This is a genomic window from Arthrobacter sp. H14 (assembly GCF_000520495.1).
Lineage (GTDB): Bacteria > Actinomycetota > Actinomycetes > Actinomycetales > Micrococcaceae > Arthrobacter_C.
The window spans coordinates 9,941-20,148 of the sequence record NZ_KI914668.1 but is presented as its reverse complement, the minus strand read 5'-3'; the positions used below and the strand labels follow the sequence as shown (position 1 = coordinate 20,148).

22 protein-coding genes are annotated in these 10,208 nt (G+C 61.7%); 15 read left to right on the top strand and 7 right to left on the bottom strand.

All coding sequences use genetic code 11. From position 1 onward, the window contains the following. Positions 1 to 161 precede the first annotated feature (161 nt). From Y707_RS0115480 to Y707_RS0115435, 10 genes are all read left to right on the top strand, one after another. Positions 162 to 635, top strand: a complete 474-nt coding sequence (locus tag Y707_RS0115480; protein WP_026535762.1) for a hypothetical protein — start codon at positions 162 to 164, stop codon at positions 633 to 635. After that, positions 632 to 1,114 (top strand): hypothetical protein, encoded by a 483-nt coding sequence (locus Y707_RS0115475; RefSeq protein WP_026535761.1) that lies wholly within the window; start codon positions 632 to 634, stop codon positions 1,112 to 1,114. The genes Y707_RS0115480 and Y707_RS0115475 overlap by 4 nt, the downstream gene beginning before the upstream one ends. Positions 1,115 to 1,249: 135 nt before the next feature. After that, entirely contained in the window at positions 1,250 to 1,618 is a 369-nt protein-coding gene (locus Y707_RS0115470) for a hypothetical protein (RefSeq protein WP_026535760.1), read from the top strand. 29 nt (positions 1,619 to 1,647) lie between these two features. Further along, entirely contained in the window at positions 1,648 to 1,956 is a 309-nt protein-coding gene (locus Y707_RS0115465; RefSeq protein ID WP_155853036.1) for a hypothetical protein, read from the top strand. Beyond that, a complete protein-coding gene (locus Y707_RS0115460) occupies positions 1,949 to 2,299 on the top strand; it encodes a hypothetical protein (RefSeq protein ID WP_026535758.1) in 351 nt (116 codons plus the stop codon). Before Y707_RS0115465 ends, Y707_RS0115460 begins: the two co-directional genes overlap by 8 nt. Further along, positions 2,296 to 2,748, top strand: coding sequence for a hypothetical protein (locus Y707_RS0115455; RefSeq protein WP_026535757.1), 453 nt, complete (start codon positions 2,296 to 2,298; stop codon positions 2,746 to 2,748). The genes Y707_RS0115460 and Y707_RS0115455 overlap by 4 nt, the downstream gene beginning before the upstream one ends. Further along, positions 2,723 to 3,043 carry a DUF7455 domain-containing protein gene (locus Y707_RS26535; protein ID WP_035781948.1) on the top strand — a complete coding sequence of 107 codons (321 nt, stop codon included), beginning with the start codon at positions 2,723 to 2,725 and terminating at the stop codon, positions 3,041 to 3,043. The genes Y707_RS0115455 and Y707_RS26535 overlap by 26 nt, the downstream gene beginning before the upstream one ends. Then, positions 3,021 to 3,329, top strand: coding sequence for a hypothetical protein (locus tag Y707_RS0115445; protein WP_026535756.1), 309 nt, complete (start codon positions 3,021 to 3,023; stop codon positions 3,327 to 3,329). The genes Y707_RS26535 and Y707_RS0115445 overlap by 23 nt, the downstream gene beginning before the upstream one ends. A 27-nt stretch (positions 3,330 to 3,356) precedes the next feature. Further along, positions 3,357 to 3,707, top strand: coding sequence for a hypothetical protein (locus Y707_RS0115440; protein ID WP_026535755.1), 351 nt, complete (start codon positions 3,357 to 3,359; stop codon positions 3,705 to 3,707). A 10-nt stretch (positions 3,708 to 3,717) separates the two neighbouring features. Further along, positions 3,718 to 4,431, top strand: a complete 714-nt coding sequence (locus Y707_RS0115435; RefSeq protein ID WP_026535754.1) for an SOS response-associated peptidase — start codon at positions 3,718 to 3,720, stop codon at positions 4,429 to 4,431. Between the two features lie 6 nt (positions 4,432 to 4,437). Here Y707_RS0115435 and Y707_RS30820 read toward each other — a convergent pair whose 3' ends face one another. Both Y707_RS30820 and Y707_RS26530 read right to left on the bottom strand, forming a co-directional pair. Further along, entirely contained in the window at positions 4,438 to 4,605 is a 168-nt protein-coding gene (locus Y707_RS30820; RefSeq protein WP_155853034.1) for a hypothetical protein, read from the bottom strand. Between the two features lie 6 nt (positions 4,606 to 4,611). Further along, the gene (locus Y707_RS26530; RefSeq protein ID WP_035781947.1) at positions 4,612 to 4,905 is read right to left on the bottom strand and encodes a hypothetical protein; all 294 of its coding nucleotides are present in this window, start codon (positions 4,903 to 4,905) and stop codon (positions 4,612 to 4,614) included. 82 nt (positions 4,906 to 4,987) lie between these two features. Here Y707_RS26530 and Y707_RS26525 point away from each other — a divergent pair, with 82 nt between their 5' ends. The 4 genes from Y707_RS26525 (at position 4,988) to Y707_RS0115405 (ending at position 6,696) form a co-directional block, all read left to right on the top strand. Then, complete coding sequence (locus Y707_RS26525; protein WP_051442083.1) at positions 4,988 to 5,491, top strand: Panacea domain-containing protein; 504 nt, start codon at positions 4,988 to 4,990, stop codon at positions 5,489 to 5,491. After that, positions 5,488 to 5,904, top strand: a complete 417-nt coding sequence (locus Y707_RS0115415; RefSeq protein WP_026535753.1) for a hypothetical protein — start codon at positions 5,488 to 5,490, stop codon at positions 5,902 to 5,904. The genes Y707_RS26525 and Y707_RS0115415 overlap by 4 nt, the downstream gene beginning before the upstream one ends. Then, entirely contained in the window at positions 5,904 to 6,170 is a 267-nt protein-coding gene (locus Y707_RS0115410; RefSeq protein ID WP_155853032.1) for a hypothetical protein, read from the top strand. The genes Y707_RS0115415 and Y707_RS0115410 overlap by 1 nt, the downstream gene beginning before the upstream one ends. 79 nt (positions 6,171 to 6,249) lie before the next feature. Further along, positions 6,250 to 6,696, top strand: coding sequence for a hypothetical protein (locus tag Y707_RS0115405; RefSeq protein WP_026535751.1), 447 nt, complete (start codon positions 6,250 to 6,252; stop codon positions 6,694 to 6,696). A 22-nt stretch (positions 6,697 to 6,718) separates the two neighbouring features. Here the strand turns inward: Y707_RS0115405 and Y707_RS0115400 are convergent, their stop codons facing one another. From Y707_RS0115400 to Y707_RS0115385, 4 genes are all read right to left on the bottom strand, one after another. Then, entirely contained in the window at positions 6,719 to 7,114 is a 396-nt protein-coding gene (locus tag Y707_RS0115400; RefSeq protein WP_026535750.1) for a hypothetical protein, read from the bottom strand. A gap of 144 nt (positions 7,115 to 7,258) precedes the next feature. Further along, positions 7,259 to 7,588, bottom strand: a complete 330-nt coding sequence (locus Y707_RS0115395) for a hypothetical protein (RefSeq protein WP_155853030.1) — start codon at positions 7,586 to 7,588, stop codon at positions 7,259 to 7,261. A 59-nt stretch (positions 7,589 to 7,647) separates the two neighbouring features. Continuing rightward, positions 7,648 to 8,472 (bottom strand): hypothetical protein, encoded by an 825-nt coding sequence (locus Y707_RS0115390; protein ID WP_155853028.1) that lies wholly within the window; start codon positions 8,470 to 8,472, stop codon positions 7,648 to 7,650. Positions 8,473 to 8,512: 40 nt separating this feature from the next. After that, positions 8,513 to 8,767 (bottom strand): helix-turn-helix domain-containing protein, encoded by a 255-nt coding sequence (locus tag Y707_RS0115385; protein WP_026535747.1) that lies wholly within the window; start codon positions 8,765 to 8,767, stop codon positions 8,513 to 8,515. A 95-nt stretch (positions 8,768 to 8,862) separates the two neighbouring features. Between Y707_RS0115385 and Y707_RS0115380 the strand changes: the two genes are divergently transcribed. Beyond that, complete coding sequence (locus tag Y707_RS0115380) at positions 8,863 to 9,699, top strand: DUF6414 family protein (RefSeq protein ID WP_155853026.1); 837 nt, start codon at positions 8,863 to 8,865, stop codon at positions 9,697 to 9,699. Positions 9,700 to 9,749: 50 nt separating this feature from the next. Here the strand turns inward: Y707_RS0115380 and Y707_RS0115375 are convergent, their stop codons facing one another. Beyond that, positions 9,750 to 9,929 (bottom strand): helix-turn-helix domain-containing protein, encoded by a 180-nt coding sequence (locus Y707_RS0115375; protein WP_026535745.1) that lies wholly within the window; start codon positions 9,927 to 9,929, stop codon positions 9,750 to 9,752. Positions 9,930 to 10,208 lie beyond the last annotated feature (279 nt).

The window sequence follows — 10,208 nt, the reverse complement described above, 5'->3', positions numbered from 1 at the left end:
CCGAACACTCCCGCGGGCGTCGTGCCCCCGCTCGTCGACGACCCCAACGATCTGGTTTCCAACGCTGCCAGAGAACGACTGGGCCTCGACCCGCGTCCACGCCCCGGCTTTCATATCCCGGGAATGCCCCCTCATCTCCGCAAGACCAGATAGGAGCAGCGATGCACCCCTTCGGAACCGTCACGTCCTTCGAGCAGTTCACAGCTTTGGCGGTCAATACGATGGTCTGCCCGCCTCGGCGGCCCCACCGTGCCGTCCGTAAAGCATGGACGGATCAGTGGGCAGGCTTCGAATCCACCCGGATCACCGACGATGGCGAAGCGTGGGATGCGATGACCATGCACTGCGGAGAAGCGCCCGAGGTCTGGGTGCTGTGGGACCCGACGGCCAAAGCCCCTGCTGCAGCGAAGGCATGGCAGACAGTCATTCCCAGCCGCAGCCCCCGCAGGAAAGCCCACACCGGTCTTGGCTACGCTCGCAGCGCCATCAGCAACCAGATGCGCGGAGGCATCGCCCACGAAGCCATGCAGATCCTGCAGTTGGACCCCGGCACCGGCGAGTACGCCCTCCTGCATGACATCCCGTCCGGCATTCACTTCAGCGCCCTGCCCTGGGCCAAGAAAGGCAACCCATGATTCCCGAACGCGTCGTCCGTTCCATCGAGGAGCTCCATGCAGTACCCCAGGGGTCGCTGGTTTGCGCTGCCTACAACCCCGACGAAATATACCAACGTGATGGTGAAGGCTTTATTGAGCCGGGCAGCCCGGACACCTCACGAACGCCCAGCGTTTGGGAATTCCTGACCGGTTCCTACGAGGAGCACATTCTGGACGAGGGCCGGGAAGTATGGGTCATCTGGGACGCCTCCAACAAACAGGTGCGTCCCGCCCGCCCGGAGTCATCCCACGACTGGTTGAGTGTCGTCGCCGGAAGGGATCCGAAGTTCCTCACCCATGCCCGAGTCGAGGACGCACACGCAGCCATCGAGAACATGATCGGCACCGAGCTGGAGCCCGGCTATATGAGTATCTGGTGCCGGGACAAGAGCACCATCGCGTACTCAATCCGGAAACTCATCAAACCCGGAACGTCGGCTGCCGATCTGCCTTGGTGACGGTGCCTCAGCGGCCAATCCATGCAGGATTTCGCAAGGTCCGCTGATCAGTATCGGTCTAAGGAGGCCCCGGGATACCCCCCCAATGACCGGGGCCTCCACTGTCCCGGTGAGCCCGGATTAGACTCCGTACACATGAGCCACATGAAGCTCCGTCACAGGATAATCAGCAACGCCCGCACCCGAAGGGAACTGGCGACCACCCATACCCAACTGAAGCAGGCCAGGAAAGATTATGCCGGCGGCAATTTCAGCGGACATCCGGAGGAACAGCTCGAAGGAATTGAGCATCTGGAGCGTACAATCAAGAGGCTCCAAACTGTTATCGCCAGTGGGCGGGTCATTGACTATGCGCAGCTGGACGAAGCCAACACGGAGCTGAACGGCCTCTATAAACGAGCCCGGACCGACGGTTTCACCGATGGCCTGCGAAAGCTGATCACTGAAACCCAGGAACGCTGCCTCGCATTGGGTATCGGCCAACCGGCAGCCCCGTCCCGCTAACAGGCCGCTTCACCCGACCGCCTCTACGCATGAGTAAGAACATGAATCCCTCAACTTTCCACAGGTTCGCCCTGCCCCGGTACAACGTCATCATCGAGCTCCACTGGCGCAACCGGAAACCAGACCTCCGTGAACGGTTCCTCGCCCGCATCCAGCGCATGCTTGTCGGTGGCGTCGACCCGGCATCACCGGCACACCTGGTTCCGGCCAGAAAATTCGAGGAAGCCGTCGAGCTACTCGAATCGGACGGCATCAAGGCCGCCTACGAGATCTTCGAGGACCTCGGATACGACATCGTCTACAAGCAGAAGGAAGCACCGGTGGAGACCCATGCCTGAGACCGAACCCAGAGCACGAATCTTCGGGTCCACCGCTGATTTGCTGCTCGGGCACCGGCAGAAAGTCACCGCCGGCGTACCGGGGTGCACCTGCGGAGAGTCATTCCCGGAAGCTACATGGGCAGTAGCGCCCGCCTTGCACGCCCAGCATGTGTCCGAAGCGGTGACCTTTCATGTCCTCAATGCCGCGTTCGCGGAGATCCAGGTGGACATGGAGCACTATGCCGCCACCCCGGCCAGACAGGCGAGAGAGGGCAGCCACGACAGCTATTCCGCGGCGAGGGCCATCACCCGGATGATGACCCGGGAGGGACGGCGAACAGCTGTGAAGGTGGCATCATGACACCGGCCGGACGCACTGCAGCCATCTGGTCCATCACCGCTGTCGTGGCAACTGCCGTCCTTGCCGCCATCTTCGACGCCCTGGATCCACAACCCGGTTCGATGACGGTAGCGGTGCAGGGCTTCAGTTCCGCGGAAATGAACGCCTGGCTGGCCGCCGTCCTCCTGGCCGCTTCCGGAGCCGCCCTGTTCGCCCGGTATGTGGCCAGCTCTGTCGTCGGCGCTGCCACCTCGAAGGCACCGAAATGGCCGGTCGTGGCACTCATTACCGTGGTCGCAGCACTCCTCATCCTGGGCATCCTCCTCGGCCAGCTGGCAGTGTGCGGGTCGCTGACCGTCCTGCCGGCGATGGTCCTCAACGAAATCACCGCCGCCACCCGCAGCGGTGAAGAGCGGCCAGACAGCGTCCGTACACATAAGTCCCATGACTACCGCAACCGCTCCTGCTGAAACCAGTGAGACAGCAACCCGGATCAACGAAGCCCTCAAAACGCAGAGTCCACTCCGACCCTTCACAGGCGTCGATCGATGCGACAGATGTATCGGCGCAGCCCAGTCCAAGTTCGAATTCAAAGTCGGGCACATTATGTTCTGCGGAGCCCACATGCGGACGAACCTTGACACCATGCTGGACGCCAACCCGGTCAGCTTCTGGATCGAACCCTGCGAATTGTGGAGCATCAAAGGAGTTCGGTTCCCCAAACAGGGAAAGGTCACGGCCGGTGACGGTCTCACCGATTCCTGACAGCTCCCCGACGGACGAGTGGCTGTCCGAACTCGAAGCGCTGCACACCAGCACCACCAAGGGCCACTGGACCATATACCCGGCTATCCACGAGCAGAATCGAATCGTTCAGAAAGACCGCGGGCTGTTCGGTCTGATCGCCGACGTGAGCACCGAGCCGAAAGACTATGGGCGCGCCGATGCGCAGAGGATCGTGGAATCGCACGAAGCTTTTCCGCACCTGCTGGCCGAACTCTCCCGGCTGCGTGCCCAGAACGCCGAACTGAAAGACGCCGCCAGAGCATAGAGTTGGCTGCATGAAGGCGAGACCCCAGTGAGCGCTCTGTCGAAACTTCTCCATGAAGCCAACAGCGAGGGTTGGTCGGCCCGCCGGATCACGGCAGAGGCGGAGAAGAGGGGCCACCCGGTCGCCAACACCTCCGTGTCCAAGTATTTGCGCGGTGAACCTGAGAAATCGTCCGAAAACGTGCTGGCGGCACTCGGTGCTGCACTGGGCATACCGTTGCCGAAACTGCGCGCAGCTGCCGGCCTGCCCTCCGGCGAACTCGAGGACTTTGTGCTGCCGCCCGAAGCCAACCGGCTCTCACGAAAGCAGCGCGACGTCGTCTTGAACCTGGTCCAGGTATTTCTCGACGAGGACCACCAGGCAGGGCCGAACGTCTAGAATCGTCACCATGTGCGGACGGTATGTGATGTCGAAGGCGACCGGCGACCTTGTCTCGGCGTTCAACGTCGACGAAGCGGCGGGACCGGAGGTGAACCCGTCCTGGAATGTGGCACCCACACAGCGGGTGAGGCTGGTCGCCGACCGGATCAACCACGAGACCGGAGAGATGGGCCGCCGGCTCGAAACGGTCCGCTGGGGCCTGGTGCCCTCATGGGCGAAAGACCCAAAGATGGGCGGCCGAATGATAAATGCCCGGATGGAGACCATCACCGAGAAGCCGTCCTTCCGTACCGCTGCGTCCAAACGTCGGGCGTTGGTGCCCGCCGACGGCTACTACGAATGGCAGAAGCACGAGGACGGCACCAAGACGCCCACCTACCTGCACCCGGAGCGCGACGAGCTGCTCGCCTTCGCCGGTCTCTTTGAATTCTGGCCGGACCCGTCGCTGCCGGACGGACACGAGGATAAATGGCTGGTGACGTGCACGATCATCACCACCACGGCGACCGACACGTTGGGCCACATCCATGACCGGACGCCGCTGATCGTGCCGGCTGACCTGCAGAGGTCATGGCTGGATCCCACGCTCACAGGAAAAGACGAGGTGCGGGAGCTGCTCGATAGCATTCCGGCGCCCAGCCTGGTGCCACGAATCGTTGGTGACGAGGTGGGGCCGGTCCGCAATGACGGCCCACACCTGATCGAACCGGTGTCCGCCTGAACGGCGTCACTTCTTCACCCTGGATACAATTCCAGCAACGGCCCCGGTCAACCCGCATGCGGCGATGGCCACGGCGCCGATCCTGATCTCGCCGGTGCTTGCCACAAAGTAGAGCCAGAGCCCGCACACGGCCATCAGGACCATGCAGACGATGAAGAACCTGGTCAGCGGCATTATGCGCTAGCCCCTCGAAGGCGTCTCGGGAGCGGACGGGTCACTGCCACGCAGCCGAATGAGTCCCGGCTCGTAGTCCATGATGATGCGTGCGTAGACGACAATCTGCATACCCGGTGCCTCCTGGGATGAGGCCCATTCCAGGACGCGATCCACGTCGACGTCGTCGAACTGATATTCCTCCAGGGATGGAGCCTCGTCCGGGTCATTACCCCTGAAATGCCACACTTGAACCCGGTAGGACGGATAATCCTCCTGCCAGCGGGTGTCCCTCGTATCGACCATCTTCGGTTCGGGCATATCGTCCTCCTGGCGGCCACGCTAATTGCTCACATCCTAAACCTCCCGCAGCGGGGGTGGAGCAGGGCGGTAGAGCGCAACCATGCCCGCCGCACACATCTGGACCATGACACCTGACCGTTCCATCTTCGACCTGGCTGCGTACATCCTTGCGCGCACCGGCGAGATCACCACAATGAAGCTGCACAAGCTCTGCTACTACTCCCAGGCATGGCACCTGGTCTGGGACAGTGAACGGCTGACCGACGCCGAATTCCACGCCTATGGCATGGGGCCGGTCAGCCCGGAGCTGTACGAAACGCACCGCGGCATTTTCACGGTCGCTTCATTGGCCGACACGACCGCCGGGGAGGGAAACCCTGATGTCTTCGACGGCGAGCAGCAGGAATCCATCAACGCCATCCTCGAGGCCTACCTATCCTGGAAAAACTATCAGCTGACCAGCATGACCAAGCAGGAGCAACCATGGAAGGACGCCTGGGGTAACACGGTGCCCGGCAGCCGCGGAGGAGTCATTTCCGAACAAACCATGCTCGCGTTCTACACCGCCCTGGATGATGCGGACGACAAGGACAACGACTCATGAACGCCGAATTTTATGCCCGGTTTCTGGACAAGACGCGGGCCGTCATCGACGGCGATCCCGTACTCCGGCTCGCCATCTCGCTGTCGTCCCTGCGGCACACGGATGATGCGCACACGATGGGCGTGGACCTGGTCGAAAGCTATGTCCATGAAGAAGACCATTCGCAGCTGTCCGGCACGGTGAGGGACGATGCGCTCAAGCTCCGTGGCGCGTTGGATATTCTTTCCGGCCGGACTCTGGTGGGTGGGGTTGAATACTACAATTTGTCCGTCAATGTCCGCGACGCCGGTGGAGGATTCCTCTCCGACATGGTGCCCGATACGCTGGCACGCGAAATCGTCGGCCGGCTCCTCGCCGCGATGCCTGACCTGGCCGCCGAAGCAACAGAACGCGGACTGGAGGTTCCCTTCTAATGCCAGGGACTCGAACGTCGGGCACACCATGGCGACCCGGTTCCTGCGACGGCAAGGGCATCCCGGTGCGTTACTGGACTCCCGGCGACGTCGTGGTCGGCTCCGGAACCGTCAAACGGGTCAGTAAAGGGCGCTGGGACGCCCGGGAGCAAACCGAAATGGTCACCGTCACCTGGTCCAACGGGGCCAAGTCCTATCTACCGCATTTCCGGCGCCGGCACCTCGAGCGCTGCGTCCACGAGCCAAAGACAGAAACACAGGCATAAGATATTGGACAGGCAGGATCGGACCTGCCCCGGGCGAAAGACCTTCGATGACAAATCCCCTGGAAACCGGTTCACTCAGATGACTTCCCAGCGCATCGACTCGACCGTGCCTCCGGCCGGCAACCATGAGTCCGGGACCGGGCCACGTTGGTATCGAGTCCTGAAATACACCGGCATCTGCCTGCTCGTGTTGAGCGTGGTGCCGTACCTGGTCCTGGCCACCTGGGTGAATATCTTTTCGCCCGAACTGATCAGCGAAAACGATGCATTCGGCACCACCGTCGATCCTGTCTCCTCAAGTATCGGCGGGTGGGCATTCCTGATCGGGTTCCCGGTCGGGCTGGCCTTGGTGTTGGCCGGCTGGATCGTCAACGGGCACCTCAAAGACCGCAGGAGATACGGCCGGGGAAAGAGGCTGGGGTACGGTGTGCTCCGCTTGGCCGCCTCCCTTGGGGCAGCGGTCCTCACCGGCATGCTTGCGCCCATGTTCCAGTTGCTGTTGACGGTTGTCGTGGGCCGCAACTGAGGACTCTGGGTCCGGCGGCTGGCTATTTACAGACCCCTTCATGAATGGTTGGATCCGCCGATGAGACTGTGAAGCTGGTTCCGGAGGCAGCGGTCAGGGAGGCACAGTAGGTGTCGCCGTCACTCGTGATCGTCAAGCCTTCGGGCAAACCGTGGACAAGTTCAGCCTCCTCCAGCCCCTCCCTGTCGAGGTAGGCCCCTTCCAGCACGAGCTGCAGCTGCTGAGCCGTCCGGATGCTGTCGAGGGCGTCCGTGGCGGCCGCGTCCCGGGCGTTGTCGATGATGTCGATGACCGGCCCCGATACTCCTGCCGCGACCGCGGCCGTCATCAGGACACCGCATGCGGCCGAGACGAGATCGGTGGGACCGGACTGGTTTTTGAGCGCACCAAAGCGGGCGGTCAGTTGTCGTACGGGCATGAGCTTCCCCTTCACCCCGGGCATGGCCGGGCATCGTCACGATGACGAGAGAGCCAACCCGCACAGAAAGCCTGCCGTCCCCACGGATTGACCGTGGACCCCGATCATAGGCAGGCCACCTTGGGTGAAAGCTGGAGGCGCGGCTTATCCGGTTGCGTTCTCCATGGGGTTGATGACCTCACGGACCGAGTGATGCAGGTCGTCCTGGTACAGGTGGCCGATGATGGCCCGTACATGCCGGGCGTCCACGGGAGGAAGAGGGGAGCCGTTGGAGTTCTGGTGGGAAACCAGTTGGGCTTCGGTGAAGGCGCGGCCCAAGTCGACGCCCTCGGCCCGCGGCCGGTAGGAGAAGTTGTCGAGATACTTGTTGCTGAGCAGCCATCCCCAGGCGGCCACGACTTCCTCATCCGTTTCGAACGGCAGCGCGATGTCGGTCTGGTTCGTGGAGCGGGCATCGACGGTCAGGATCTTCATGGACCCCATGTGTACGGAGGCGGCGGTTGTCGTGCCCGCAGCGGGACCGAAACTTTTACTCAGTCAAAGACAGTCAACTGCTCGGGCGGTGGATGCGAATCGCCCTCAAACCAGGAAATTTCGACGCCGGAGATCAGTCCACGCTCGTGCCACAGCAGCACCATGACGTTGGTTTCGGATCCGGTAACTTCATCCCTCGCGCCGAACGGCATGGGGCATTCGGCCTTGCGGGGCAGCCGCGGTGTTTCTGCAGCGACCCTGATGTCGAAGCATCCATGCTCGCAGTGGGTGTCTCTGCGTATCTGCGAGTTGGCGAACTGCTCTGCCAGCACGGGCCCATACTTGCCGCTGACGCTGACCATCTCCGCGTATAGGCGGCGGTGCACCGCACCCGGATCCTCCCATGGCAGTGCTTGCTCCTGATCCGATTCATCGAGCGGCTCAGCCATCGACTCCTCGTGGTCATACTTGTGCCTGTGGTTCACGGAGCGCTCCAACAGGAACACCGCGACGGACAGGCCGCCGGCACCGAGCGCCATCACGATCCGTGGCCGCGTGAAGTTGCGGTGGCGCAGCCAACCCTCGAACCAGGCGTCCAGGCGTGCACCGGATTCGGCGAACCTGTACGCGAGGGCGGCGCCGCCTGCCGCCAACCCAATACGAACCGGAAGGTTTGGAATGGCCTGCCTGCCACCGCGCGGCCACGCCGACAAAGCCAGGGCTGCAAATGCCGCAAATCCGGTCCGGTAGGCGAAACGTCCTGCCTCGGAGCCCCGGACGGGCCGGATAAGGGTGCCGGCTGCGGCCACCATCGAGGAGACAACACCGTACTGGACGCTCTCCGAGTCACCGAGGGCCCGTAGCTGGGACCGAAAGTCTGACATGGAATGAGCTTACCGACATACGGCCACATAGGCGGTCGGATCAGTCGTCCGGCTCGTTCTCTTGCTGTTCCTTCTTGGCTGTCTCGTCGGCAACGGTCTGTTCGGCGCGTCGGTAGGCGTCGGCAATGTACTCTTCCAGTTTGGACCGCTCAATTCTCCATTGACCCCGGCCGCCGATCTGGATGGCCGGCAGGTCGCCCGACTTGATCAGCGACCGCACCTGGATATTGGTGGCGGCCAACTCATCGGCAACGTCGGGGATCGCCAGGAATCTCGGACCGTTCTCGTCAGGCATTCAGGCTTCCTCTTGGGTTTTACGGCAACAAGCGGGTTCGACATCAGCATATGCGGGTGCGGGATCGACCCTTCAATTTCTGGGAGACTACGATTATGGCTCTTCGTAATCCCGTGTATCTTGATCTTGAATCACTGCTCGCCCGGGCGGAGTACAACGAAATCGATGTCCCGGTGCAGACGGACATCGTTGAAAGGACAGTCCAGCAACGGACGGGCAACGCAAAGCTGGGATACGGCCCCATCGTGGCTGGTGGATCCAAGGGCTCCGAGGTGGAGCTCCAGTCGAGCTACACCATGACCCCAACTCAGAAGGCTACGGTCAGCAAGGTCATCGACGGGCTAATGCGCAGTAAAGTTGTGTCCTTCCCCGGGACGGCACAGACGCTCGTGAAAGACGAACTCATCGAACTCGATGGTGTCGCACGCGTTACTTCAGCCAGCCTTGCTGGCAAGATGCTCTATCTTCTGCTGCAATACATGAAGGGAATCGATCAGGACCTCTCGGAAATCGAGTTCAATGAGATCGAGCCAGAAATCATGCAACAGATGCAGGGTGTCTATCTCGGCAATGAGCTCGTACCGATACCTATGCTGATCGAGCTCACAGGCACCGGCCTCGAACAGAAGGTCTTCGTCGATCTGCAGCCCAGTTTCTTTATCGATAGCGCCTCGGTCGACCGGATTGAGGGAGAGATGCGTGTTCTCGGGACTGTTCGCAATCTGGTTGGCGAAGGGGATGAAGGGTACCTGAGTTCGGAAGAATGGCTCCTGAGCGGCTGGGAATATCTGATGAAGCGGATGATTATGCTTGATCTTGGTGATCAGCTAACAGGTCTCGCCGATGCTTTGTCCATTGACTTGCCCGAGAACGATGTTCATGCGTGGATCAGCGGTCCGGCAATCGTCATCGAAGCCATCGCCATTTACTAAAAGCGTCCGACAGCAGAAGAGAGCTCTATCTCGGATGGAGCCAAGGATGGTCATGGACGTTCGAGCCGGGGACGTACCGCCCTGCCGACGGTGGTGCGGCTGACCCCGTAGCGCCGGCCGATGTCGGCGTAGCTTAGGCCCTCCTGGTAAAGCTGCAGCCATTCGGCATGCCAGGCGTGCAGGTGCTCGGAGCGGGTCAGCTCGGCGCTCCGTATCCGGGCGCACTCCACCGAACACGTTTGGCGGTTGGGCGGCACTTGAGCCGCGTGGCAGACCGGACACATATAAGCAGGCTAATGGACGTCTGAGGAGACAGGCCTTGTTGATTTGGGGGTGTCCTTCATCAGGTCAACAACTACTGTCACTCTGTTACCGTGGGCCGTGTTGCACGTAACAGTTATTGAATCGAGATGTTTAGATCGGGAGGGAACGATGAAAGGCACAAGCGCAGTCCTAGGTGCCGGCGCATTGACCGGCGCGCTCATGTTCGTCGGTGCGGGCATGGCGGC